This window comes from Alishewanella aestuarii B11, from assembly GCF_000280055.1.
GTDB lineage: Bacteria > Pseudomonadota > Gammaproteobacteria > Enterobacterales > Alteromonadaceae > Alishewanella > Alishewanella aestuarii.
In genome coordinates, this window is sequence record NZ_ALAB01000002.1 from 84,306 (window position 1) to 110,054 (window position 25,749).

24 protein-coding genes are annotated in these 25,749 nt (G+C 51.3%); 16 read left to right on the forward strand and 8 right to left on the reverse strand.

The genetic code is table 11. From position 1 onward, the window contains the following. Positions 1 to 55: 55 nt before the first annotated feature. The 9 genes from AEST_RS16910 to dauA all read left to right on the forward strand — a co-directional run bounded on the left by AEST_RS16910 (position 56) and on the right by dauA (position 6,869). Complete coding sequence (locus tag AEST_RS16910) at positions 56 to 313, forward strand: RHS repeat-associated core domain-containing protein (RefSeq protein WP_238534528.1); 258 nt, start codon at positions 56 to 58, stop codon at positions 311 to 313. Then, positions 250 to 1,023, forward strand: coding sequence for a M35 family metalloendopeptidase (locus AEST_RS01310; RefSeq protein WP_039924815.1), 774 nt, complete (start codon positions 250 to 252; stop codon positions 1,021 to 1,023). The genes AEST_RS16910 and AEST_RS01310 overlap by 64 nt, the downstream gene beginning before the upstream one ends. After that, complete coding sequence (locus AEST_RS01315) at positions 1,020 to 1,532, forward strand: hypothetical protein (RefSeq protein ID WP_039924817.1); 513 nt, start codon at positions 1,020 to 1,022, stop codon at positions 1,530 to 1,532. Before AEST_RS01310 ends, AEST_RS01315 begins: the two co-directional genes overlap by 4 nt. A gap of 264 nt (positions 1,533 to 1,796) precedes the next feature. Beyond that, entirely contained in the window at positions 1,797 to 2,012 is a 216-nt protein-coding gene (locus AEST_RS01320) for a hypothetical protein (protein ID WP_008606499.1), read from the forward strand. Positions 2,013 to 2,172: 160 nt separating this feature from the next. Next, positions 2,173 to 2,649 (forward strand): hypothetical protein, encoded by a 477-nt coding sequence (locus AEST_RS01325; RefSeq protein WP_039924819.1) that lies wholly within the window; start codon positions 2,173 to 2,175, stop codon positions 2,647 to 2,649. Between the two features lie 81 nt (positions 2,650 to 2,730). After that, positions 2,731 to 3,228: an RHS repeat-associated core domain-containing protein gene (locus AEST_RS17325; protein ID WP_008606506.1), complete on the forward strand. Its 498-nt coding sequence runs from the start codon at positions 2,731 to 2,733 to the stop codon at positions 3,226 to 3,228. A 380-nt stretch (positions 3,229 to 3,608) separates the two neighbouring features. Next, on the forward strand, positions 3,609 to 4,289 hold the full coding sequence (locus tag AEST_RS01335) for a hypothetical protein (protein ID WP_039924821.1): 681 nt from the start codon (positions 3,609 to 3,611) through the stop codon (positions 4,287 to 4,289). Between the two features lie 235 nt (positions 4,290 to 4,524). Continuing rightward, a complete protein-coding gene (locus AEST_RS17470) occupies positions 4,525 to 4,812 on the forward strand; it encodes an RHS repeat domain-containing protein (RefSeq protein WP_039924823.1) in 288 nt (95 codons plus the stop codon). A gap of 290 nt (positions 4,813 to 5,102) precedes the next feature. After that, positions 5,103 to 6,869 carry a C4-dicarboxylic acid transporter DauA gene (gene dauA, locus AEST_RS01345; RefSeq protein WP_008606507.1) on the forward strand — a complete coding sequence of 589 codons (1,767 nt, stop codon included), beginning with the start codon at positions 5,103 to 5,105 and terminating at the stop codon, positions 6,867 to 6,869. A gap of 4 nt (positions 6,870 to 6,873) precedes the next feature. Here dauA and AEST_RS01350 read toward each other — a convergent pair whose 3' ends face one another. Beyond that, positions 6,874 to 7,914 carry a LacI family DNA-binding transcriptional regulator gene (locus tag AEST_RS01350; RefSeq protein ID WP_039924825.1) on the reverse strand — a complete coding sequence of 347 codons (1,041 nt, stop codon included), beginning with the start codon at positions 7,912 to 7,914 and terminating at the stop codon, positions 6,874 to 6,876. Between the two features lie 81 nt (positions 7,915 to 7,995). Further along, positions 7,996 to 8,673, reverse strand: coding sequence for a DUF3334 family protein (locus AEST_RS01355; RefSeq protein ID WP_008606509.1), 678 nt, complete (start codon positions 8,671 to 8,673; stop codon positions 7,996 to 7,998). A gap of 131 nt (positions 8,674 to 8,804) precedes the next feature. Between AEST_RS01355 and AEST_RS01360 the strand changes: the two genes are divergently transcribed. After that, complete coding sequence (locus AEST_RS01360; protein ID WP_083840383.1) at positions 8,805 to 10,010, forward strand: multidrug effflux MFS transporter; 1,206 nt, start codon at positions 8,805 to 8,807, stop codon at positions 10,008 to 10,010. 7 nt (positions 10,011 to 10,017) lie between these two features. On the opposite strand, the gene AEST_RS17240 is transcribed toward AEST_RS01360, so the two are convergent. Continuing rightward, complete coding sequence (locus tag AEST_RS17240) at positions 10,018 to 10,170, reverse strand: hypothetical protein (protein ID WP_008606511.1); 153 nt, start codon at positions 10,168 to 10,170, stop codon at positions 10,018 to 10,020. Positions 10,171 to 10,350: 180 nt separating this feature from the next. Between AEST_RS17240 and pyrC the strand changes: the two genes are divergently transcribed. Beyond that, positions 10,351 to 11,394 carry a dihydroorotase gene (gene pyrC, locus AEST_RS01365; protein WP_008606512.1) on the forward strand — a complete coding sequence of 348 codons (1,044 nt, stop codon included), beginning with the start codon at positions 10,351 to 10,353 and terminating at the stop codon, positions 11,392 to 11,394. A gap of 12 nt (positions 11,395 to 11,406) precedes the next feature. Here the strand turns inward: pyrC and AEST_RS01370 are convergent, their stop codons facing one another. After that, the gene (locus AEST_RS01370; RefSeq protein WP_008606513.1) at positions 11,407 to 12,909 is read right to left on the reverse strand and encodes a YifB family Mg chelatase-like AAA ATPase; all 1,503 of its coding nucleotides are present in this window, start codon (positions 12,907 to 12,909) and stop codon (positions 11,407 to 11,409) included. 201 nt (positions 12,910 to 13,110) lie between these two features. Between AEST_RS01370 and AEST_RS01375 the strand changes: the two genes are divergently transcribed. The 4 genes from AEST_RS01375 (at position 13,111) to AEST_RS01390 (ending at position 21,154) form a co-directional block, all read left to right on the forward strand. Further along, positions 13,111 to 15,420 carry an efflux RND transporter permease subunit gene (locus AEST_RS01375; protein ID WP_008606515.1) on the forward strand — a complete coding sequence of 770 codons (2,310 nt, stop codon included), beginning with the start codon at positions 13,111 to 13,113 and terminating at the stop codon, positions 15,418 to 15,420. Next, positions 15,389 to 16,222 (forward strand): outer membrane lipoprotein-sorting protein, encoded by an 834-nt coding sequence (locus AEST_RS01380; protein ID WP_008606516.1) that lies wholly within the window; start codon positions 15,389 to 15,391, stop codon positions 16,220 to 16,222. Before AEST_RS01375 ends, AEST_RS01380 begins: the two co-directional genes overlap by 32 nt. A gap of 9 nt (positions 16,223 to 16,231) precedes the next feature. Beyond that, positions 16,232 to 17,860: a type IV pilus assembly protein FimV gene (locus AEST_RS01385; protein ID WP_008606517.1), complete on the forward strand. Its 1,629-nt coding sequence runs from the start codon at positions 16,232 to 16,234 to the stop codon at positions 17,858 to 17,860. An 81-nt stretch (positions 17,861 to 17,941) separates the two neighbouring features. Next, complete coding sequence (locus AEST_RS01390) at positions 17,942 to 21,154, forward strand: DEAD/DEAH box helicase (protein WP_039924828.1); 3,213 nt, start codon at positions 17,942 to 17,944, stop codon at positions 21,152 to 21,154. On the opposite strand, the gene AEST_RS01395 is transcribed toward AEST_RS01390, so the two are convergent. Further along, positions 21,141 to 21,500, reverse strand: coding sequence for a c-type cytochrome (locus AEST_RS01395; RefSeq protein ID WP_008606519.1), 360 nt, complete (start codon positions 21,498 to 21,500; stop codon positions 21,141 to 21,143). The genes AEST_RS01390 and AEST_RS01395 overlap by 14 nt on opposite strands. Before the next feature lie 269 nt (positions 21,501 to 21,769). Between AEST_RS01395 and AEST_RS01400 the strand changes: the two genes are divergently transcribed. Next, a complete protein-coding gene (locus AEST_RS01400; protein ID WP_008606521.1) occupies positions 21,770 to 22,828 on the forward strand; it encodes a carboxysome shell carbonic anhydrase in 1,059 nt (352 codons plus the stop codon). Position 22,829: 1 nt separating this feature from the next. On the opposite strand, the gene AEST_RS01405 is transcribed toward AEST_RS01400, so the two are convergent. The 3 genes from AEST_RS01405 to AEST_RS01415 form a co-directional block, all read right to left on the reverse strand. Then, positions 22,830 to 23,450 carry a DUF2799 domain-containing protein gene (locus AEST_RS01405; RefSeq protein ID WP_008606522.1) on the reverse strand — a complete coding sequence of 207 codons (621 nt, stop codon included), beginning with the start codon at positions 23,448 to 23,450 and terminating at the stop codon, positions 22,830 to 22,832. 13 nt (positions 23,451 to 23,463) lie between these two features. After that, positions 23,464 to 24,903 carry a GGDEF domain-containing protein gene (locus tag AEST_RS01410; RefSeq protein ID WP_008606523.1) on the reverse strand — a complete coding sequence of 480 codons (1,440 nt, stop codon included), beginning with the start codon at positions 24,901 to 24,903 and terminating at the stop codon, positions 23,464 to 23,466. A 92-nt stretch (positions 24,904 to 24,995) separates the two neighbouring features. Then, positions 24,996 to 25,715 (reverse strand): polysaccharide deacetylase family protein, encoded by a 720-nt coding sequence (locus AEST_RS01415; protein ID WP_008606525.1) that lies wholly within the window; start codon positions 25,713 to 25,715, stop codon positions 24,996 to 24,998. Positions 25,716 to 25,749: the final 34 nt, after the last annotated feature.

Here is a 25,749-nt window from a genome sequence, read left to right on the forward strand (position 1 = left end):
CAATGCTGAACCCATGCAGCATGGTGGCGTCGAATGGCTGTAACGGCGCTTTGTGGTGCTCATTCATTTGGGCAGCGAGGAGTTTGACCCAATACTGGGCGTTTTTTACAAGCCGACCCCTTTTATTCAGCAGCCGAATAATATTCAGAATTTTAACCGATATAGTTATGTACTGAATAACCCGCTCAATGCGACAGACCCTTCTGGTTATTTTTTCCAGATGTTGGCGATGTGGGCGGCGGCACGGCAATGGCAAACTTTGCCGGAGGGATGGCGAAGGGGTTTGCCAAGGGGCAGATATTTAACTGCGTAACCGGGGCTGGAAAGTGTTTACTGGCCGGGGATGGTAATGCTGCTACAGGGCAGGCCGCAGCCGATAACCCGAATGCACCGCAGCAGGTGGATAATAAGCAAGGTAGTGCTAGCACGGATGGACTGCCTCAGTTTAAGGGAGTTCGAGACTGGTATAGAGAAGGCGGCTTGCAAATTTCTAAACTAAGCGCAGAGGAAGCTGTAGTTTTCAAGGCCCAAGCTACAGAAGCTCGCGGTGGAATTAAAGATTTCTTATCAAAGCTAAATAGCAATGATACTGATTTCAAGAATGAAGTTGCTCAGTTCTATGGCTTGTCCGGAGCAGGTGATAGAGACTTCTCCATACTTCAAGACGGTTTGAACACACATGGGAATGAAGTCATGCGTTTAATTGACAATGCAATTAATAATACGTCAAGCGTGTTCCGGATGGCAGGTTCGTCACACGGCGCAGCTACAGGGGGAAGGGTTTTTCTTGGTGACCCATTTTGGAAAGGTATTCAGCAAGCAGGAACTATAATTCATGAATTCTCACATGTGGCCGGAACTGGCCACAATGACTCTTGGACTCCCGAGCTGGCTTTAAAAGGTTTGCCTGGTATGCGAAGAGATGTTCTTTATCAAATGCCAGGAACATCAGACAGGCTAATATCTTTGGACAGAAATATTAAAAACACATATTTCTTTGAATTTGCGGTGACACGATTATGAATAAGTTGATTATGGCTGTTTTGGCTTTACTTTCGTGTGTTGTTAGAGCGGAAAATGTGTTTATCACTGCAGTAATTGCCCTCGATTGCGATGATTTGGATACTGTTACTATTACTCAAGTCAATGTAACAAGTCAGCCAATTAAAATTATGCAGGGTCAACTAGACTCTGATGGATTTTGGATTAAAGGTAGTCTAGTTATTTCGAACGAAGCTCACAAATTACCAGCTAGTACAGCACCATCTTGGCACTTTGAACACTTTGAATGGCCAAGGGAGTTAGTCATGATGGAACCAGGACGGAAGTTTGTTTCTAAATTAAGAATAAGTGATTTTTTTGAAATGAGTAATTTTGTTGTTGCAAGATTATACTATCAAAACTATCTAAATATCATTGTGGGTGATGATGAAGTATTTACCAGTATAAAATCAAATAGCTTTATTGTATCTGAAGAGTGCCCGGCAGTAACCGATTCAGGTTGGGAAGATAATGGAGAAGCAACTATCTGATCTTTGTTATAGTAAACGTCAAAATAATCGAGAAATATTAATTTTAATTTAAAATCTTCGGGGTCAGATCCCGAATGGGCATTAACAATCTGTACTTACCGCCTTGAGTCGCTGGTTTAAGGCGGTATCTATCCGGCTGGCTCTGCCCATGTCATCGCCAATACCAATACCAATGCCTTGCCAGAACTACTTTGGCAAAAGCTAATGCTTAAAAATCGAATTTTAATAACAATTTACGTTTCGGCTATTGATTAGGGGGTTGTAATGAAAAAGTTGTTACTACTTTTGGTTGTGCTTTTTGTGACTAATGCTCTGGCTGATACAACAGCTAAGATTGATAAAATATTAATGTTTGAAGGTGGGAACCTGGTTTATATTTATCCGGAAACCTTCGGGGTCAGATCCCGAATGGGCATGCCATTGGATATCACACCCATCCATCGGGCGAAATTAACTTTTCAAACATCTTTACCGCAATGAAAAACGGAGGAAATGCTGATACAGAGTGGATTAGAGCTAATGGCAAAGGCTTGTATGTTGGTGTGATGCAAGGTGGTGTGGTGAAAATTAGCTTTTGCGGACATAATTCTACTTGCTCACGCGATACTTCAACAGATGGTGCTAAAGGTAAAGTGATCAAATGATAACTGTATTTATAATGTTAGCTACGCTTTTTCTGTCGGACGAGGAAAAGGCCCGCAGTAGTGCCACCTCCTGCTTTAAGTCTTACACCGAAATACTAAATAAAGCTGTTTCTGACGATGTGGATAGTGTCACCGTTAGAGTGCTCGAAAAAACTTCATTAATCGCTTTTAGCAGAGGTTCTATCGGTGATGTGGGGACATTTTCTGAGAGCTATCAGCAATATTTTTCTTGTACTACTTCTAATGCAACTGGAAGAACCTTAAGTATAACTGAGACTCAACAAATGCCGATTGTGTTGGAAGAAGTACCCTGGCTATCAGAGTTTTCTGACAACTATGTAGATAATGACGAGAAATTTTTCTATATCTATCTTTTCAATTTTAATGCTGGTGCTTTCACGTATGAGGCGAAGAAGAAATATAACAACACACAGCTTTATGAGCACATCATCACCACAGCAAGCAAACAGTGAAGTCTTAGGGGGGCAGATCCCGAAGGGGAAGTGTACTACACCCATGTTATAACAAATAGCAATGGCGTTTCCGAGCACGTAATGAGCTTTGATGTGTTTGGTGCGCGGCGGGATGCCCAAAGCTGGGCGATAAAGCATACTGAAGCCAGCTCTGGTTTACTGTCCAGTGCGCTCACCTTGCGCTGGGCACCTCGCTTTTGCAATCCTGCAACGCTCCTCGCCACCGCCCTTGCCCCTTCCGTGGCAAGGGCGTTCGCTGGGGGGAAGATACGCAATCTTCCCCTGTTTCCAGCTCACTATACCGGCCATGAGCAAAGCGATGATGTCGGCCTGGTGCATATGGGTGGCAGGGTATACGACCCGATATTAGGGCGTTTTTTACAAGCCGACCCCTTTGTGCAGCAGCCAAACAATACACCGAATTTAAACCGCTATAGTTATGTACTAAATAACCTGCTCAATGCCACAGACCCTTCTGGTTATTTTTTCCAGATGTTGGCGATGTGGGCGGTGCAGTATATTGCGGCCGCAAGGGCAACCAGCGCTATAAGCTATGCAATGCAGCGATTAAAGAAATGAATGAGCTTGTTATGGAGAATGATGATTTTTTTAATATAAAAATGAGCTTACAGATAAAGCTGCAGATACTAATTTAGTCTTCTCGGAAAAATGCATCCGCGAGAAAAATGGTGCGAAGGTCGCTGGTTATTGGAGTGGTAGCGAGAAAAGGCTTTTGCGTTCTAAACCAATGTTGAATGATAATAATTTCAGTAGGTATATCAAGCACGAATTTGGACATTCGCTTGGTTTAGACCATATGGATAACGATATTAAAATTTTATGAGTTATTATGGGTTGCGTGACGGCGGCCAACCCAATAATGTCTTTTTAGATTAACTCAATACCAAAAAGATTATTTGATGAATGCTTATTCTCCTAAGAGTAGATGGCGGTAAGAAATGAGGTTTATATCATTTGCTTTGTTTTTTCTATGTTTTAATGTCAATGCTATAGTAATTCAATGTGCTGAAACTAGATATTACCCTATCGATAAGCAAGTGTTGCTGAATGAAAAGGTTAGGGTTGGTGGTTTTTTAAGCTATGAGTTGGCTGAAGTCTGTGATGAAATGCTAATAAAAACTTCGATATTTAAACTGGATTCAGGGTTTTATGCATTTTATTTTCTTGAGTACAGTAATGACGATGAGGCATACACAATTGAGGGCGTCAGAGAGTTTGTGGTATGTTTCAAAGCTGATGATTCGTGTTTGGCACAGCTTAGAATAGAAAAAGATTTTTACAACTCTATTGATGACGACAAAATGGAGTTTGTTGTGTCGTCTTTAATTTCTGCAAGGCGTGATTCTGACATTTCCTCTTTATTTAAGAGGAGGTATCATTATTTTAATCTTGTCTTGGATTCTCGTTATAGAATATGGTTTAGGTTGATTAACAATTTATCTCTAAGTAAAAGTGATTTGTGGGTGTTAAGCATGAGTCCGATATTTATTGAGAGTGAAAATAAAGTAATTGATGTTTTCTCACTTTTTATATTCGAAGATATAAGTACTTACACGATTAGTTTTGATATAAATCACTCATCTTTCGAATTGCTGAGTGTCGGAAATCCGATACTCTAACAGATTTCGACAAATCTATCGCTTTGCATGATTAGCGCTCAGCCCCTACTCTTGCAATATTGGGCAACTAATCTCCAGAGTAAGCAAACAGTGAAGTCTTAGGGGCAGATCCCGAAAGGAAAATGTACTACACCCATGTTATAACAAATAGTAATGGCGTTTCCGAACAGGTAATGAGCTTTGATGTATTTGGTGCACGTCGGGATGCCCAAAGCTGGGCGCTAAAGCATACTGAATGGTTTACTGTCCCGCGCGCTCACCTTGCGCTGGGCACCTCGCTTTTGCAATCCTGCAATGCTCCTCGCCACCGCCCTTGCCTTCCGTGGCAAGGGCGTTCGCTGGGGGGAAGATACGCAATCTTCCCCTGTTTCCAGCTCACTATACCGGCCATGAACAAATCGACGATGTCGGTCTGGTGCATATGGGTGGCCGGGTATACGACCCGATATTAGGGCGTTTTTTACAAGCCGACCCCTTTGTGCAGCAGCCCAACAAGCAACTGTCAAAAGCTATACTTATATGATTAGTTTTGATCTGGATGACAGACGTTTCGAATTGCTAAGTGTCGAAAATCCGATACTTTGATGGTTCCAACAAGTCTATCGATGCTCCTGATCTAGCCTTAATAGCCGGCTTATGTGTCGTGTTACGACTGGTGGGTGTTTACTGAGCGACAGAGCCCGCCCCCGACTGCGCGAAGTTGTTGTAGCCCTGAGCTGTCACTGTTCAGATCTACTGCGACTAAAAGCCGATAGTCCCCAGCCTAAGTCCGCGCTACACTTACTATATTATCCTTAGCTAAGGGAATGCCGGATGTCGCATCGCGCTCATTTATTTTCGTTACGGATTTGCCATGCTTTGCGTGAGAGTCTGGCTGAGGGTTATAACCGGCACAAGCTGGTCAAAGACTTACTGGCCGGTGTTACGGTCGGTATTATTGCAATACCACTGGCGATGGCGTTGGCGATTGCATCCGGTGTACCGCCGCAATATGGGCTTTATACGGCCATTATCGCCGGCTTTGTGATTGCCCTTACCGGCGGCTCGCGTTTTAGCATCTCCGGGCCGACCGCTGCCTTTGTCGTGATCCTGTATCCGATTGCGTTAAAGTACGGCTTAAGTGGTTTACTGCTCGCCTCAGTGTTGGCCGGAGTGATGTTGGTGGCGATGGCGCTGTTTCGGTTGGGCCGCTTAATTGAATATATCCCGGAGTCAGTAACCCTCGGCTTTACCTCAGGTATTGCGATAGTAATCGTTATTCTGCAAATCAAAGACTTCTTTGGTTTGCCATTGACGGCGTTACCTGAGCATTTTGGCGATAAAATCTGGTTACTTGGCCAGCAATTACCACACTTTGCCTGGCCAAGCCTGTTGGTCGCTGCTGTGACACTGGCGGTAATGATTGGCTGGCGTCGCTTAAATACTGCTATTCCGCCGCATCTGCCAGCGCTCTTGGTCGGTACCTTACTGGGGTTGTTATTACTGCAATTTGGTATTGATTTACCGACGGTGGCCTCGCGTTTTAGTTATACCGCTGCTGATGGCAGCCTGGCTGCCGGGGTGCCGCCGTACTTGCCCTATTTTGACTGGCCCTGGAACCGTCCCGGGCCGGCAGGTGAGCCAGTGAGTTTTAGCTGGCAGCTGGCAAAAGATTTATTGGCTGCCGCCTTTGCCATTGCCATGTTAGGGGCCATTGAATCGCTACTCTGTGCGGTGGTGCTGGATAATGCCAGTGGCCGGCGCCATAGTGCGAATAGCGAATTATTGGGGCAGGGCCTCGGTAATATTATTACGCCGTTCTTTGGTGGCATTACGGCCACCGCGGCGCTGGCACGCTCATCGGCGAATTTTAAAGCCGGCGCCCAGTCGCCGGTCGCTGCTATGGTGCATGCAGTGGTGGTGCTATTCGCTCTATTACTGCTAACACCGGTATTGGCCTATCTGCCAATGGCGGCTTTAGCTGCGCTATTGGTCATGGTGGCCTGGGGCATGAGTGAAGCGCCGAAAGCCTGGCACTTACTGAGAGCCGCGCCACGTGGCGATGTGCTGGTATTTTTAGTCTGCCTGTTACTGACGGTAGTATTTGATATGGTAATCGCCATTACCGCCGGTATTTTGCTGGCGACCATGCTGTTTATGAAAGATATTGCTGCGATGACTAAGGTCACCGATATCAGCGGCAACCGCAAGCAAGTTGAACAGGTATTACCTGAAGGCTGGAAAGTATTAAAAATAAGCGGCCCGCTGTTTTTTGCCGCGGCCGATCGGATTTTTGCCGAAGTGGCGCTGCTCAGCCAGCAACAACGTGGGCTGGTACTCTATATGGATGGGGTGCCATTGCTAGATGCCGGAGGTCTGGCGGCGCTGGATAAACTGTTACATAACAGTCGTAAGCAAGGGGTGGAATTACTGATCGCGGACTTACAGTTTCAGCCGCTAAAAACCCTGGCTAAGGCCGGCGTTAAGCCAGAGCCGGGGCAGCTGACCTTTTACCCGACCTTGCGCGAGGCGCTGGAGCAATTGGCCGGCCGGCAAGCTGTGCCAACTGAGTCTGAGACTGTGGTATTACCGGCAAGTTAACGGCCTAGTTAGCGCTATTGCCGGCAGCACCACAGGATTGCCGCACCACCAGCTTAGGCTCAATCAGGTTGTCGGTAATGGGCTGGTTGTTGATCAGTTTCAGCAGGTTATTCACTAATAGCTCACCGGCTTTGCTGGTATCCTGCTGAATGGTACTTAAGCCCGGCGACGCAAAAGAAGCGGCTGGGATATCATCAAAGCCCATCACAGCGATCTGTTCCGGGACTTGAATACCACGACGTTTCAGGCAGCGCATCACACCAATCGCAATCAAGTCACTGGCACAGAAAATCGCATCGATACTGACTCCACTGTCCAGCAAGGTAGCGGTGGCCTGATCGCCGGCACTTTCGGTTGAGATCGCATCAAAATGCGGTACCTGTTGTGGTGTAATGCCGGCTTTGGCCAGCGCATCAATAAAACCCTGATAGCGGGCACTGAATTCCGGGCTGCCCTCTGAGGCATTACCAATAAAAGCAAAATGGCGGTGGCCGGTATTGAGTAAATGCTCGCCTGCCAGATAGCCACCCTGCCAGTTATTGCTGCGAATGGTAAATTCCGGATGGCCTAATACTTCGGCCCCCCAGCAGACAAAGTGGGTTTGCTGCGCCAGTAATTTGGCCAGCTTTTCTTCGTAGTCGACATAGTCGCCATAGCCCAGCAGGATAATGCCATCGGCCTTTTTACTGTCTTCATAGTCGGCATGCCAGTCGTCACTGAGTTGCTGAAACGACACCAGCAGATCCTGGCCGTTACGGGCGCAGGCGCGGGTAATGCTGCCAAGCATCGATAAAAAGAACGGATTGATCAGCGACTCATCGGTAGTGGGATCTTCAAACAGCAGTAATGCCAGGGTGCTGCTGCGCTGCTTGCGCAGATTACTGGCATTTTTATCCACCTTATAGTTCAGCTGGCGGGCAATCGCCTGCACTTTTTCGCGGGTTTCTTTGTTTACCTGGGGGCTGTCGCGTAATGCCCGTGACACAGTCGACTGCGACACGCCAGCCAAATAGGCAATATCAAAAGAGGTCGCTTTATCCTTCATCTTTTCCTGCTGTTTACCCAAAATGTCTGTCAAGGCCAGCTGGCTGCTCCGGCGATCTGGCCTGGCTATTCTATGTTGGCTTTACAGCCCGAGATCACGCAAAAAATCATCATCGGCTTGCTGAGCGGCGGCATTTGATTGTTCCTGCGCCTGCTCTTGCAGTGCCTGCTGCAGAATATCATCCGGGCTATTCTGTACCGCTTTTTCAAATTCGCCGAGCTGGATAAACTCGGTTTTATCCATCGCCAGTTCCATATAGAAAATATTATGATCCGGCGTGCTAAAGGTTACCCGACGCGCCTGCGGTTGATCCAGTTGGGTGTTGATCAGGATCTGCACCTGTTTATTGATGGCCATCATTTTCGGCTGGCTTTGATTGATTGAGGTTTGCAGCTCTAAGCGCACCTGACCGGTAAAGTCACCGACAATCTGGTTCATCAGCTCACCCATTACGTTACCGACTTCATCCGAGGTGTGGAAAGACGCCAGTTCAGACTCCGGCATGCCCATACTAAGCAGATAGCGACGGTAAATTTCCATCGCCGCCTGAGCGGTAAAGTTAATTACCACCAGGCCGGAAAAACCGCCGTCGAACAACACAAAACAGCCCAGGTCCGGGCGTAAACAGGTTTTCTGAATTTTTTGTACCATCGGGGAATGATTGACACCGGGGTTACCGGCGGCGGCCAGTACCCGTTCAACCGAGCGACACAGTGTCAGCAAAATTTCATCAGTAGTAATAATATTATTTTTTTTCATGGTGCTATTCCACAACGGATCACAGAGTATTCAGACAAGGTTTTACCGCAGTTCTGACATTTTGGCTATGCTCTTAACGCAAAAGCCATGTGAAAAGCCGCAAAAATTGCCGGCCTGAGCCGGTATTGGTTATGATGGCACTTTTTAGGGTACGGGTTCTGATGAGCACTGCTTTACCTTCGCTGCGGATCGTGATGTTGCTGGCTGCAGTGATCGCAATCACGCCGCTGGCGATTGACATGTATCTGCCGGCGCTGCCGTTAATGGCAAAAGAGCTGCAGACGACTAATGCTCTGGTGCAGCAGTCGCTGAGTATCTATCTGGCTGCCTATGCGCTGGGGATGCTGTTATTTGGGCCCTTGGCCGATATGCTCGGGCGCCGTCCGCTGGCGCTGTTTGGCTTAGCCGGCTTTCTGGTCGCCAGTGTGGCGCTGAGTCTGGTAAGCAGTATCGAAGGGTTCTTGCTTTGGCGTGCGTTACAGGCATTTTGTGGTGCGGCAGCGACAGTGGTGATCCCCGGCATAGTGCGGCATCTTTACCAACAGCATACTGCTAAGGGTATGTCTTATGTGTCGATGATTATGATGCTGGCGCCGCTGATTGCACCTGCGATTGGTAGCGGCGTGATGTATGTCACCCATTGGCAGCATATCTTTTCGTTGCTGGCGCTGTATGCCGCCATTATGCTGTTGCTGTGCTGGCACTTTTTACCAGAGATTAAGCAACAAAGTGGCAATAGCATCCGGCCGGCATTTTTCAGTGGCTATCAGCAGGTGTTTGCTAACCGCTCAGCCTGGCCCTTTATCGCCATTTCGATGTTTGCGTCCTTTAGCTTTTTTACCTTTCTCACGGCCGTGTCTTTTGTCTATATCAGCTATTTTGGTGTCAGCGAACAGTTATTCGCGCTGTTGTTTGGCCTGAATGTGTCGTCGCTGATGTTGGCGAACTTTATTAATAGTCGACTGGTGACCCGCCTCGGGCCACAGCGGATGCTGACACTGGGATTAGTGCTGGCGCTGTTGGCGGCGACCACGCTTAGCGGCGTCAATGCTGCCGGGCTTGGGTTGTGGTATACCGTCGCCAGTATTGCACCCTTAATGGCCAGTTTAGGCCTGATTGCGACCAATGCCGATGCGCTGATCCTGATGCAGTTTCCACAGCACAGCGGCACGGCGACGGCAGTAATTGGCACCCTGCGTTTTGGTAGTGGCGCGCTGGCTGGTCCCTTATTGGGCTTGCTGTATACCGGCACGGCATTGCCATTCTCGCTGCTGATGCTGGCCGGTACTTTGTGTATTTTAGGTTCAGTGATCTGGGCTAAATCCCTCGGTCACTAAACGATTACTAAATCTTACAGGCGCCGCCGCTACACTCGTCATCGTCATCGCCAAACTGCGGTTCGGCGACAGCGCTGTTGGCAGCAGCCAGCTGAGCCGCGACCGAGTCTTCGGCAGCGTCAAAATCCAGGTGATCTAAATCAAGGTCAAAATCAGACATGGTCGGTTTTCCTAATCGGCTGCCATCGCAACCTGGCTTATACTTGGGTTTATCTTATGGCACATACTGTCAGTCAGTGTAGCAGACCCGGCTGCCACTGAAAAAGCCCGGGCAGTAATTTCGTCGCTGCGCTATCCCTGCTATCATAGCGCAACTTTTCCAGCCGGCCGGAGCTTACCGATGACGACTTTAACGCTGCAAACCCCCGATGATTGGCACCTGCATTTTCGTGATGGCGATATGTTACTGGAAACCGTACCGGCCACGGCACGGGTGTTTCAACGCGCTATCGTGATGCCTAATTTAGTGCCGCCGGTCACTACGGCCGAGATGGCAGTCGCCTACCGCGAACGTATTCTGGCGGCGCGCCCGGCCGGTAGCCGCTTTGAGCCGCTGGTCACCTTATATTTAACCGACAAAACCAGCAAAGCCGATATTCAGCAAGCCAAAGCGGCAGGGGTCGTAGCGGCTAAATTATACCCGGCCGGTGCGACGACAAACTCCAGCTCAGGTGTCGCGGCACTGGATGCCTTATACCCGGTGTTTGAGGCAATGGCCGAAGCGGGCATGTTGCTGCTGATCCATGGCGAAGTGACCGATCACGAGATTGATATTTTTGACCGTGAGAAAGTATTTATTGATCGCTATTTGCAGCATATCGTTGCCCGCTTGCCGTCACTAAAGGTGGTGTTTGAGCATATTACTACTGCTGACGCCGCCAGCTTTGTCGCCGAAGCCTCAGCTAATGTGGCGGCGACTATTACACCACAGCATTTACTGTTAAACCGCAACGATATGTTAGTCGGCGGCATCCGGCCGCATAACTACTGCTTGCCGGTATTAAAACGCCGCACCCATCAGGAAGCGCTGCGGGCTGCGGTGGCAAGCGGTTCAGCCAAGTTTTTCCTCGGTACCGACTCGGCGCCTCATGAAAAGCACCGTAAAGAATCGGCCTGCGGCTGTGCCGGCTGCTACAGCGCGCATAGCGCGATCGAGTTATATGCGCAGGTGTTTGATGAGCTGGGCTGCCTCGATAAGCTGGAAGCTTTTGCCAGTCATTATGGTGCGGATTTCTATGGTTTACCGCGCAACAGCGGCACTATTACGCTGGTACAACAGGAATGGCAGGTGCCGGCCGAAATTATGCTGCCAAACGGTAATCCGATAGTGCCATTTTTCGGTGGCCAGACCCTGAAATGGAAATTACAGCAGGGTATTCAGTAAGTACTGAGTGGTCTATTGCCGCAGATATTGAATTAACCGATCTAAGGCCCGGTAACTGAGCGCTTCCAGCAAGTGGGGGCGCTCAATTTGCGGGCTCTGCTGCAGATCGGCAATAGTACGGCTGACTTTTAGTAGCTTGTGATAGGTCCGGGCTGATAATTTAAATTTCTGTAGCGTGTTTTCTAAAAACGTCGCATCGCTGCTACTCAGTGGGCAGTAGCGATTCAGCTCCCGCCCCAGTAAACGGGCATTGGCTTTGCCCTGACGCGCTAATTGCAATTGCCTTGCGGCCAGCACCCGTTGCTGGACCTGCTGGCTGCTTTCTTCCGCTTGCTGACTGCTCAGGCTACCCGCCGGCAACAACGGCACTTCGATTTGTAATTCAATCCGTTCCAGAAAAGGCCCGGACAAGCGGTTCAGGTAACGCAGAATTTCACCATGATTGGCGCGGCCGTCCTCATGATGGCCGGTGGGGCTGGGGTTTAACGCCGCCACCAGCTGAAATTGTGCCGGAAACTCGGCCTGCCTTGCGGCCCGGGAAACGTGAATCGTCCCGGTTTCCAGGGGTTCCCGTAATACATCCAATACTTTACGCGGAAACTCAGTAACCTCGTCTAAAAATAGCACCCCGTGATGCGCCAGTGAAATTTCACCCGGCCTGGGTACTGAGCCGCCGCCAACCAGCGCGACAGCAGAAGCAGTATGATGTGGCGAGCGGAATGGGCGTTGTTGCCAATCTTGCTGATCCCTGGCGATACCGGCAATCGAGTAAATAGCGGCGGTTGCCAGTGCTTCGCTTTCTGTTAACGGCGGTAAGATCCCCGGTAAGCGTTGTGCCAGCATCGATTTGCCAGTACCAGGTGGGCCGAATAACAACAAATTATGTTCACCGGCAGCGGCCAGTTCCAGCACCCGCTTGGCTTGCGGCTGGCCTTTTACATCCGCCAGATCCAGCGGGTTGCCTGGTGGTTTTTCAGGCAGAGGTGGAATGGCGGGCAGGGCTTGCTGTGCCAATAAGAAACTGTGTACCTGCAGTAAATGGGTGGCGCCATGCACGGCCGCGTCAGGGATCAGCTGCGCTTGTTGGGCATTAGTCATCGGTAAAATGGCGGCGCGTCCGGCATCGCGGCAAGCAATCGCCAGCGGGATTTCGCCTAGAATCGGCCGGATTTCGCCAGATAGCGCCAGTTCGCCGCAAAATTCAAAGGTATCAGTGCATTTTCCCGGTAGCTGGCCAGAGGCGACAATAATCCCCAGGGCAATCGCCAGATCAAAACGGCCACCTTCTTTCGGTAAGTCGGCAGGGGCTAAATTAACAGTAATGCGCCGGTCCGGGAATTGAAAACCGCTATTTAACAGCGCACTACGCACCCGATCCCGGGCTTCTTTTACCGAGGTTTCCGGTAAGCCCACCAGTTGAAATGCCGGTAAGCCGTTACTCAGGTGTACCTCGACGGTAACCAGCGGGGCCGCCAGACCATAGCGGGCGCGGCTAAAAATAATGGCCAGTGACATTGTTGCTCCCTGCAAGCTGAGTTAGATTAAATTTAATTTTATTGTTAAATAAATGCAAGTTTTTGGCTTTTTTGTTGTCGCGCCACAGCAAGCCATTCAACAAACAGAAATTTTGTAGTTTTTCAGCGGCAGGCCGATAATTCCGATATACACTTTAACCACATTCTAAAAGATGGAGTAAGCGGTAATGGAGTACGCCCTATGGCTTCAGTTCAGCCTCTGATCCTGCGCGGCCGCTGGTTAATTCTGGCGCTATCGCTTTGTTTTATCGTCTTAAGCAGCATCGGGCTGGGCCAGTTGTATTTCCGCGGTGATTACCGGATCTTCTTTGCTAAAGATAATCCACAGCTGCAAGCCTTTGAGCAGATGCAGCTGGAATTTAACAAAAGCGACAATATTCTGATTGGTATAGCACCGCGCAGCGGTGACGTCTTTACACCAGAGATACTGCAGTTAGTACAGGAATATACCGAGGCTGCCTGGCAAACGCCCTATTCGATCCGGGTAGACTCGCTGAGTAATTTTCAGCACACCACAGCCGAGGCCGACGACCTGGTGGTTGCCGATCTGGTGCCGAACTCGCAGCTCTCTGCTGCGGAGCGTCTGATTATCCGTGACATTGCCATTGCTGAACCGGCTCTGGTGAACCGCTTGGTGGCAGCCGATGGTAAGGTGACGGCGATCAACATCACGGTGCAATTGCCTGAACCAACACAGCAACAGCAGGTTACTGAAATTTGGTCATTTGTCAGTGACTTATCAGCACAATTTGCAGCGCGTTATCCTAACGTCGAATTCCACCATACCGGTATCATCGCGCTGAATTATGCCTTTGCCTCTGAGGCAGAACAGGATGTCCGTGCACTGGTGCCGATAATGCTGGCGGCTATTATGTTGATGCTGGCAGTGTTACTGCGCTCGATCGCCGGTGCGCTGGCGACCTTGTTGATAATAGTGGTAACTGTAACTTCAACCCTGGGTATCGCAGGCTGGCTAGGGCTGTTTATGAGTACTGCGACCGTCAACGTGCCGACCATCCTGATGACGTTGGCCGTTGCTGACTCCGTGCATTTGCTGGCATCTATGCAATTTGCTTTGGCCGATGGCAAGACAAAATCACAAGCTATTCAATACAGTTTGCAGCGTAATTGGCAACCGGTAGTGATTACCAGTGTAACCACTGCTATCGGCTTTCTGACGCTAAATTTCTCTGAAGTGCCAATTTTACGGGATCTGGGTAATCTGACCGCACTGGGCGTGATGCTGGCCTGCGTCTTTAGTCTGACTTTGTTACCGGTGCTGATGCAATTTCTGCCGTTACGGGCCGCTACCATACAGCAAAGTTCTGGCACTATGGCGCGTTTATCTGAATGGGTTATTCAGCGTCAGCGGCGCTTACTTTGGGGTTTTGTGCTGGTGACACTGCTTTGTACAGCGCTGCTGCCGTTAAATCGCGTCAATGACGAACCGAATAAATACTTTGCCAGTAACACCAGCTTCCGCCAGGCAAATGACTTTATGGAGCAAAACCTAAGCGGCTTTACCAGTATTGATTTTGCGCTTAATGGTGGCGTTGCTGGCGCAGTCAATCAGCCGGAATTATTGCAGGCACTGGAAAGCTTCAGCAACTGGTTAGCAGAGCAGCCGGAAGTGATGCATGTCAATACGCTCAGTGATGTGCTGAAGCGGCTGAATAAAAATATGCACCAGGATGATCTGGCCTTCTACCGCCTGCCGGAAACAGCAGCAGAGGCGGCGCAGTACTTATTGTTATATGAAATGTCCTTGCCATTTGGCCTGGATCTGAACAATCAGTTGAATATCGATAAAAGCGCTACCCGTTTAACCGCAACACTGTATAACCTTGGCAGCAAAGAATTAATTGCGCTGGAGCAGCGGGCGCTGGCTTATTTTGCCGCTAACTGGCCGGACTATCAGCTGTCCGCTGCCAGTGCTGCCCTGATGTTTGCCTATATCGGCGAGCGTAATATGGCGTCAATGTTAACCACCTTGCCGTTAGCCTTACTGCTGATTTCAGCGCTATTGCTGGTTAGCTTGCGTTCCTGGCGTCTCGGCCTGATCAGCATTATTCCGAATCTGGTGCCGGCAGTTATCGGTTTTGGTTTATGGGGGCTGTTGGTGGGGGAAATTAACCTGGCATTGTCGGTCGTGGCCAGTATGAGCCTGGGGATCATTGTCGATGATACCGTACATTTTCTCAGTAAGTACCGCCATGCGCGGGAAGAGGGGCGGGACAGCGAGCAGGCAGTGCGCTATGCTTTTCACAGTGTTGGCCGGGCGCTCTGTATTACCACGCTGGTACTGGTAGCCGGTTTTTCAGTGCTGATGTTTTCCGGTTTCCGGCTTAACTCCGATATGGGCCTGCTGACCTCAGGAATTATTTTGATTGCCCTGCTGGTTGATCTATTCTTTTTACCCGCTTGTTTACTCAAGCTCGACAAATCAGGGAGAACTGCCGATGTTAGTCCGGCAACAACAAAACACAGCTGACACCCCCCGCCAATCTGATCGTTTCGGTATCGCCTCTGGCTGGTTGTTAGTGGCAAGCCTGCTGTGCATGCCGCTGGCGCAGGCAGATGCTGAAAAAGGCCTGGCGATCGCCACCGAGCAAAAGGCGCGTGACCGCGGTTGGGGTGACAGTGAAAGCGAACTGCAGATGGTGCTGCGCACTGCTCAGGGCCGGGAAAGTGTGCGCCGCATGCGCACCCTGGCGTTGGAAGTGCAGGGCGATGGCGATAAAAGCCTGACTATTTTTGATGAGCCGCTGGATGTGCGCGGTTCGGCTTTTCTAACCCATTCCCATCCCACTGCTGAAGATGACCAATGGTTATACTTGCCCAGTGTAAAACGGACACGGCGGATTGCCAGCCGCAATAAATCCGGGCCCTTTATGGCCAGTGAGTTTGCCTATGAAGATATGACGTCCTTTGAGCTGGAGAAATTCAGTTTTAACTATTTGCGGGATGAGCCCTGCGCTGAGCTGACCTGCTATGTGGTTGAACAAACGCCAACCGATAGTTTTTCTGGCTATAGCAAAATTCTGGTCTGGGTAGATCAGCAACATTACCGCGTGATGCGTGCAGAGTATTACGACAAGAAACAAAGCTTGCTGAAAATTCTGGAGCTGAGTGATTACCGACAGTATCTGGATAAGTTCTGGCGGGCGCACAAGCTGAGTATGCAAAACCAGCAAACCGGCAAAAGTACCGACTTGTTGCTGGAAAGCATCCGCTTTAATACTGGCCGCAGTGCAGCAGATTTTGATGTTGCTGCCTTAGAGCGGGCACGCTAGGGAGTATAGATGTTAGGTCGCACAAGCTGTATTGCTTTGCTGGCATGGGCATTACAACAGCCGGCCCAGGCTGCCACCTTGGGGCCGGTCGATGCCAATACGACACTCTGGCGGCTGGCGCTGGCGGCGCGCCCCGATGAGCAGGTAACGATGCCACAGGTGATCTATGCGCTGTGGCAGCACAACCCGGCCGCTTTTCGCGACCAGAATTTGCATTATTTGTTAAAAGGCGCCCAGTTAAAGGTACCAAGCCGCGAGCAAATGCTGGCCACACCGGCGGAACAGGCGCATCAATGGTATTACGGCGAACTGGCGAAGCAACAATTACCGACCCGCTTAGCGGCTGCCCAACCGGCTAAGTCTGAATCCGTTGCCACTGCGCCGGAGTCTGAGGCAGTCGTGGCAGTACCGCAGCCAATCCGCCCTGCGGCACAACCGGCTAAACCTGTGGCAACAACGCCCCGTCCTGCGCCGTCTCCTGCAGTAACACCCGCACAGGCACCACAAGTTGCCAGTAGCACCAGCCGTTTGCAGCAGGAGTTGGGTTTTGAACAACGTTTTTTTGCCAGCCGGGGCCTGGCAGCAGCCGAGCGCTCGCAGCAGCTGTTAAGTTATCGCGCGCTGTGGTCGTATGAGGATGCCAGTCGCAAGCATCAGCTTAATCTGGAGCCCTATTTGCGCTGGCACAGAGCTGACAGTGACAGCAATCTGGTCGATCTGCAGCAGGCTTACTGGCGCTATATCGGTGATGGCTGGGAATTTAAGGCCGGTATCGATACGCTGTTCTGGGGGGTAACCGAATCACAACATCTGGTGGATGTACTGAATCAAAGCGATTTAGTTGCCGGCGTTGAGCTGGAAGCTAAATTGGGGCAGCCGATGCTGCAATTGCGGCGCAGTGGTACTGCCGGCACCCTGGATCTGTTTGTACTGCCGTATTTTCGCGAGCGCTTATTTCCCTCACCACAGGGCCGGCTTAGTCCGCCGCTGCCGGTAAACCATGACCTGGCCTGGTATGAATCCAGCTCCGGTAAACACAATCTGGACTTTGCCTTGCGCTATAGCCAGCGCTTTGCCGGTTTGGATCTGGGGCTGAGTTTCTTTAGTGGTAATAACCGCGAGCCGGTTTTAGTACCTACCGCAAACGCCGGGTTACGACCACTTTATTACCAGATGGAGCAGTACGGACTGGATTTGTCATGGGTGCAGGGCGACTGGCTCTGGAAGCTGGAGTCGATTTACCGCCGTAGTGGGCCTTTTGACTATGTTGCCGCCACCGGTGGTTTTGAATACACCCGGGTCGGCGTCTTTGGGCAAAGCTGGGATCTGGGCTGGATTGCCGAATATCAGTACGATAGCCGCGGCAAGGCCGCGACCCTGCCGGGGCAGAATGATCTGTTCTTCGGTTGGCGGCTGGCGCTGAATGATATTGCCGGCACCGAGTTTTTATTTGGCGTGCTGCAGGATCTGGATCAGCGACAAAGCCGCAGCATCAAGCTGGAGGGCGCCCTGCGCCTGACTGACAGCCTGCGGTTAAGCCTTAACGGTTGGCTATTTCAGAGTAATAACCCGCAAGATGCGCTGTTCTGGTTGCGTCGTGATGATTATCTTGCGCTGCAACTGACCTACTTTTTCTGATTTCTGGTTATTTAGGCTTTGGTCTGTGCTGCCTTTACGGTAGCATAGGTCTTTTGCCTGTTGTGTTACGCCGAGAAAAACGTGTCTGAGCAAGATCCTGTTGATACCAATTTTCCATTGTCGGATGCCAAACTGCTGCAGTGGTTTGATCCGGCGACGGTCCATCGTGCCCGCGCTTATCTGCAGGCCGGTAAAGTGCTGAAACTGGAATACAACGACGATCTGAGTCAAATCAGCGCCCAGGTGTGGGGCGCCGGTTTTGCCCCTTACCGGCAAAAAATCAGTCTGCGTGAACAACAAGGGCATTGGCAGTTAGAAGATAGCTGCAGTTGCCCGGTCGGCGGCCGCTGTAAGCATGTGCTGGCCGTGCTGCTGCGCTTAAAGCGCGATTATGCGCAGCAGCAACTGCGGATCAAACAAATGCCGTTGTTGCAGCTGGATAACTGGTTTGCTGAAGTGGCCAGAGTACGTGAACCTGATGCTGCCAGCAGCGAAGAGAGTATCCTGTATTTACTGAGTTATGGCCAAAGTGGTTTGCAGCTCTATCCGCGACGGGTCAAGGTGCTGAAAAAAGGCGGCTACAGTAAAGGCCAGCCTTTGGGTAAGTACGATCTGGTCGCGCCACAGCCGCCAAGCTGGCTGGCCGAAGAAGACTACCGCTTACTGACATTATTCCGCTCCCACAATCAACAGGATCAGCATTTGCTTGAGGGCCGCTGGGGTTATGAGTTGTTACAGGCGTTTCTGGCAACCGGCCGCTGCTATTTTGGCGAGGCCCGGCAACCCTTAAGCTGGCAGGAGGCGCGACCGCTGCAACTGAGCTGGCAGGCCAGCAGTGGTGGACAACGGCTGCAGTGTCAGATCGCAGAAGACGAGGCGAACCAGCCAATCTTTACTGACCCCCCCTGTTTTATCAATACCGATCATTATGAACTGGGCCCGCTGGATACGGCATTAACGGGGCGCGAGTTAAAGCTACTGAGTAAGATGCCACTGATCCCGCCGGCACAGCTAACCCAGCGGCTGGGCCAGCTGCAAAAGCTATTCCCGGCAGTCACCTTACCGCTGCCGGAGGGCGCAGCCGCCAGTCAGCTGGATGTGGCACCGGTACCGGTGTTGGCACTGCAAATGCGGGTGCAACAACCGAAAATGCCGGCCAGACCCGTCGCTATTCTGGCCTTTGATTATGGTGCCCACCGGCTGCCGCTGAATTTACAGCAGCGGCAAACCGAGATCGTAACGGCGGCGCAGAGTATCTTTGTGCTACGCCAGCGTGGCGTGGAAGTGGCCGCTTTAGAGCAGTTGCTGGCACTGGGGCTGGTCAGTTGTGAACTGCCGGCACCGGCGAATACGCTAAGCGCCTTCTCAATAGGGGAAGGGCCGGATAATCCAGAGCTATGGCAACCGTTGCTGGAAGCCTTGCCCGAACTGCGGCAACAAGGCTGGCGCATTGAGCAGGACAGTGACTTTAATCTGCAAATTCTGGATGCCAAGCCCTATTTACAGGTCAGTGACGGTAAACACAGCGGTTTCGAGCTGGCGATCCAGGTCGATGTCAGTGGTCAGCAGGTACCGTTATTACCGTTAATTAGCCAGTATCTGCGGCATTATGGCCTGCCCACCGCCGGTGAAACCATCTGGCTGAGTCTGCCGCAGGGCAAACTGGCGATCCCGATGGCATTAATTCAGCCGCTGATTGATACCATCGTTGAGCTGCTGAACTTACAGAAATCGCCGCTAACGCTGGAGTTACCAGACTATAAAGCCGCGATCCTGCCGCCACCCGGCGCGGCGGAAATTCAGTATCTGAATGCCAACCGCCTGCAGCGTCTGAACGAGCAGTTACACAATTTTCAGGGTATTAGTGAGGTGCCGCTGCCAACAGGTTTGCAGGCGACACTGCGCAGCTATCAGCAGCAGGGTTTAAACTGGCTGGTGTTTTTACGCCACTTTGGCCTGGGCGGCATTCTGGCCGACGATATGGGCCTGGGTAAAACCCTGCAAACCTTAAGTTTCTTGTTGCACGAAAAGCAACAGGGGCGTTTAACCCAGCCGGCGCTGATTGTTTGCCCGACCTCACTCCTTGGCAACTGGCAGAATGAAGCGGCGCGTTTTACCCCGGCGCTGCGGGTCCTGCAAATTTACGGTGCCAAACGCCGGCCTTTGTTTGAGCAACTGGCAGAGTTCGATGTGCTGGTGACCAGCTATCCGCTGCTGGTGCGGGATCTGCCGCTGTACCGGCAGCGCGCCTTTAGTGTAGTGGTGCTGGATGAAGCCCAGCATATTAAAAATGCCGGCAGTCAGGCCGCACAGAGCGTGCGGGCGTTAAAACGCGACTTTAGCCTGGCCTTGTCGGGCACGCCGCTGGAGAACCATCTGGGCGAATTAAAGTCATTGTTTGACTTTGTATTGCCGGGGCTGCTTGGCACCGAAGCCCACTTTACTCAGGTGTATCGCAAACCGATTGAGAAACATGCCGATACCGAGCGGGCACAGGCATTAAAACAAAAAGTGGCTCCCTTTATGCTGCGCCGCACCAAACGTCAGGTGGCCGCGGAGTTGCCCGAGAAAACCGAAATTGTCCAGCTGCTGGAGCTGGAAGCCGATCAGCGCAACCTGTATGAAAGCATCCGCTTGATTATGGAAACCAAGGTACGGGAGCTGTTTTTGCGTAAAGGCGTTGCCGCCAGCCAGATCGAATTTCTGGACGCCTTGCTGAAACTGCGTCAGGCCTGCTGTGACGCCCGCCTGGTACCGATCGAGCAGGCGCAGCTGGTGCGGCATAACGCCAAGCTCAGTTGGTTGCGGGAGAATCTGCCGGAAATGATTGAAGAAGGCCGGCGGGTACTGTTATTCAGCCAGTTTGCCAGCATGCTGCACCTGATTGAGCAAGAGCTGCAATTTCTCGGCATCAGTTACAGTAAGTTAACCGGCCAGACCAAAAACCGGCAGCAACAAATTGATGCTTTTCAACAGGGTGAAACAGAAGTCTTTTTAATCAGTTTAAAAGCCGGTGGTACCGGCCTGAATCTGACGGCTGCTGACACCGTGATCCATTATGATCCCTGGTGGAACCCGGCGGCAGAAAATCAGGCCACTGACCGCGCCCACCGCATCGGCCAGGATAAAGCGGTCTTTGTGTACAAACTGATTGCCCGCAATACGGTAGAAGAAAAAGTCCAACAACTGCAGCAATATAAGCAGGGACTGGCCGATCAACTGCTGAGCAGCGGCAAGGGCCAGCTATGGCAGGGGAATGCCGAGGACTTGCTGGCGCTGTTTATGGCTGACTAGGGCTGGGCAACAGCGCATAATAAGCGGCGAGCAGCGCAATATCGTCATCGGTCAGGCCGCGCGCCTGCGGGCTCATTAACGCATGTTTGCGACTGCCATCGCGATATTGCTGCAATGCCTCAGCCAGCTGTGCCTCTGGCAAGCCAGCCAGACTGGGATATAACGCCTGGCGCGAGATACCATTAGCGCCATGGCACGCGGCGCAACTGCGGGCACGCAGGCTGCCCTGCTGCAGTAACTGCTGTTGTCCCGGTGTAAAACGTGCCGTTAACTCCGGCTCGGGGGCGGGCTTACCGCAGGCCGCTAAACCCAGTACTGCAACGAACAATGACAAACTTCTGCGCATTACCGCCTTCCTTTTAAAAAAATCCAAGCCAATTATTCTTACACTCAACACTCAACACTCAACACTCAACACTCAACACTCAACACTCAACACTCAACATTCAACATTCAACATTCAACACTAGCCTGCCATAAAATTTTACTATTGCCCAGTTAGCCAAAACGGGTAGTGACAAACGCAGTACCTCGACTAAAGTTGCAGCAGCAAGCGCCAACAAGCCCTGCAATTTTTCTGTTATGGTTAATGCAGCTTAACTTAACGGATGCCCTATGTCAGACGCTACCCCAGAGCTGCATCAACAACCCTTTGCAGACCGGCTAAGCTGGCTGGAGCAGTTAGCCAGCCGGCATAGTGCGGCCTTTATTGCCGGCACCGCTGCCCGCGAGGCCTATCTGGCGCAGCATCCGACTAAAATTATTGCGCTAAAATGCATGGATGGCCGGATCCATCTGCCGCATGCTACCCAAACGCCGCTGGGGATTATTCAGCCCTACCGCAATTTGGGTGGCATTTTTAACCTTGGCTGGCCTTATCTGGGCGATTTGCTGTGCGATGATATCAATCAGGCGCTGGCGCAAGGCAGGCCGGTGCTGGTACTGATTAGCTATCATTTCTCAGCCGGTGCCAGAGAGCGCGGCTGTGCCGGCTTTCAACATGATCGTGATGCCGCACTGGCGCAGGCGCTGCAGATCCGCGATCAGCTACAGAGCATTTTTGCCGCCAGTGAGCAGTGTTATGCGCTGGTGGTTGGTTTTGAAACCGACAGCGACGCGCTGGTATTGCATGGCAGTACTGGCCGGATGCTGGATTTAAGCCAGTACAGTCCGGACCTGAGCCCGCAGTTACCGGCCTTGTTGCAACAGCTCTGCCCGTTATTGCCAGCGGCGATGCAGCGTGATTTACTGCCTCTGCTGCTCGGTAATTTGCGGCACAGCGCCTTGCAGCGGCAACAACGGCGGCAGCTGGATATTGAGCATCGGGAGTGGATGCTCTGTCTGGGGCGTGGCTTTGATTTTCTGCATGTGCCTAATATTGCCCTCATTATCGGCCCCTTTAGCCCGGACCTGTCGCAGCCGGTGAAAAAGGCCGCCGCGATCATCCTCAATAATATCAAGCAGCAGCGGATCCCGGCAGATGGTGTATTACTGCTGGCCTCGGTACCTTATCAACAGGCCGGTATTGACCGGCGCCGCGCTGAGTTAAAGGCCGCGTTTTTTTGTCAGTTTGCTAAAACCGTGATTGCCGAACAGGAACCGGCATTATTGCCGCTGCTGCAAAGTCGCAGTGCTGTGATGTATTGGCCAGAGCGGCGGCTGGAGTGGTTATAAGCTAATAACTAAAGTGTTGCTGCAGGCGGCTAAATTCGTTCTGATAGACGATGATAGCCGCCGCCAGCTCATCTCTCACCAGATTGGCCTGTCCCAGGCTTTCATTTAGTTTGGCTAACTCATCGCGGATCTTAATCCGTTGCTCACGGCTCAGGCCATCGGCAACCAACTGCTCATTTAACTGACTAATGGTTTTTTCCAGTTGTTGCAGTTCCTGCTGCACTTTGCGTAATTCGCTGCGCGCGCCATCTAACTGGCTTCTGGCCTGATAGAGGGTCTGACCATCGCGGTATCCGGCCATAAAGGCACTGGCAAATTCGGCCGGACAACTATTCTGATAACTTTGGTTGCCACTACCCTGGGCAAAGCCATTTTTTGCGGTACAAAACTGTGCAGAACCCTCGAAATGTCCGGCGCGGTAGGCATCCAGATCCGGCGTGATACCATGTTTGGCACAGTCTTGCCGGTATTGCCGGATCTGACTTTCGTTGCGGCCTTTAATGCCATCTTCAAAACCCAGGGTGCGCCAGTCCGCATTGACGCAGCCGGCCTGATCCAGACTGCTGCAGCCGGTTAATAGCAAAGCGGCAAGCCAGAGTGGATAGGTTTTCAGATAGGGCATAGCGGGATTTCCTTTAATCAGTAGCGGACTGATCCGCCAAAATGGTTTCAATGCGGTTACGGCCACGTTGTTTCGCTTGCAGTAAGGTTTTGTCAGCTCGGGCGAACAATTGGTTAAAGCTTTCATCGCTTTGCTGCTCACAGATACCGAAACTGGCGGTAACCTGTTGTCCGCCTGCCGTGATATGCAACTGTTCGATACTAAGGCGCAAACGTTCACAGATTTTGCTGGCTTCGCGGCTATCGGTATCAGGCAATAGTAGCATTAGTTCATCACCGCCAAAACGCCCTAGCAGATCATGCTGTCGCAACTGGCGCTGTAAGGTTTGGCATACCTGCTGTAGCACTTCGTCACCGATCTGATGCCCCAGTAAATCGTTAACCCGTTTAAAGTGGTCCAGATCCAGCACTGCTAAACAGACTTTATCTTTGCGGCGCCCGGCACGGCCCATTAGCAAATTAGCTTGCTCGACAAAGCCTTGCCGGCTTAGTACGCCGGTTAGCGGATCGGTATGCAGACTGCGCTGTAATTGCTGGTTGGTATTTTGCAGCAAAGGTACAGCGGTGCCATACAGCATGGCAACCGCGATCATTGCAATGGTAAACTGATAAATTGCGGCGTAGTTGGATAGGTCCAGTAAGGCCATTAGCAAGACGATGGCAAGACTGATCACCGCCAGGCCACTAAAGCTGCGCCAAATTGACTCGGTATAAACCAGCCACATCGCCGGTAAACTTAAAAACAGGATCAGAAAGGTAATCTCCTGCGCCCGGACCTGATGGGCCAGCAACATGCTCAAGGTGAGAAGCAACAGGCACAGAACGAGTTTTAGCAGAAAACTGTGACGGGGACCATGACCGTGCTGCAACAACCATGGCGCTTGCTTGGCAATAGTTTTACCGGTGCAATAATCAAGCAGCAGTACAAGAAACGGACTCAGTGACAAAATCGCCACCAGATCGCCAATCCACCACCCCAGCCAGATCGCCAGGCGCTCACTCTGCTCAATGACACCGGCCAACTGTAAAGACCAGGCACCACTGTACGCGGCAAGCAAGGCGGCAATCGCAGCCAGGATCAGATAAGCAACCAGGGTGCCGGAGTAATTAACCCGTCCACTTTGGATCAGAATACGCAACAATAGGGCGCCCAGCAGGTAGCTCAGGCCATGCGCCATCGCTGGAAAGATGGCGGCAGCGTAAGGGATCTGCTCGGCTGGATGATAGCGCTGAAAATGCCAGACGCTCATCAGGAAGCAAACCAGTAATAAAGCCGGGAAGGCTCTTAAACCAAACAGGGTTAAGGCGGCAAAACTCAACGCAGCCGGCGGATACCATAAGCTGGCATGGGGGCTGTACTCCAGCAACTCCGCACTCTGATAAAGCAGTACCCAAGCTAGCATCAGCGCCAGTTGTAAACCGAGCTGAGAACTGATGCGTCCAACTGACGGCATAGCCGCATCCCTACGAAAACATTAGTAAATCGAGTTTAACGCGACTTTATGGCTTTGCCTAGTCACTATAACTTATGGGTTAACCGTGGCGGTTATTGCAGATTGCGGCTTTGCAATAGCTCACTGACAGTAACAAAGCGATAACCTTTCGCCTGCAGTCCCTCGATAATGAGCGGCAGTGCCTCGCGCGAACTTTGCCGGCTTTGGTACATCACATGTAACAGGATAATACTACCGGGGCGGGCGTCGGCAATCACCGCCGCCGCCAGCGCTTGGGGATCCGCTGCCAGCTTTGGCTCGGACTCTGGCTCTAAATCCCACATTATGGTTTTGCGTTGTTGCTGGCTAAGATACCAGGGCAGGGTAAACAGTTTTTTGCCGTAAGGTGGCCGAAACAGGATCTCGTCGGTAAAACCGGCCTGCCGGATTTGCTGATCGGTGCGCTCCACTTCTGACGCTACGGTAGCCGGTGATACCAGTAACATACGCTTATGGGTATAACTATGATTGCCTAACTGATGCCCGGCCTGCACCAGCAAGCGGCCTTGCTCCGGATGGCGCGCGAGTTCATGGCCGGTGACAAAAAAAGTAGCCGGCACCTGATAGCGAGCCAGCAATTCAACCACTTCGGCGGTATAACGCTCAGAGGGGCCATCGTCAAAGGTGAGGGCAATTAACGGCTGTTCTGTTTCCACCCGGGCAATCAGCTCGCCAAACAGCTGATACTGCCGTGATGACGCCAGTTGATACAAGCCAAGTAACAGCAGTAAGAACAGTGAGACAGTTGTAACAGCAGCGGTGCGTCTTTGCATTGAACGTCCTTGTGCAATAAAGCTTAGTTATCAG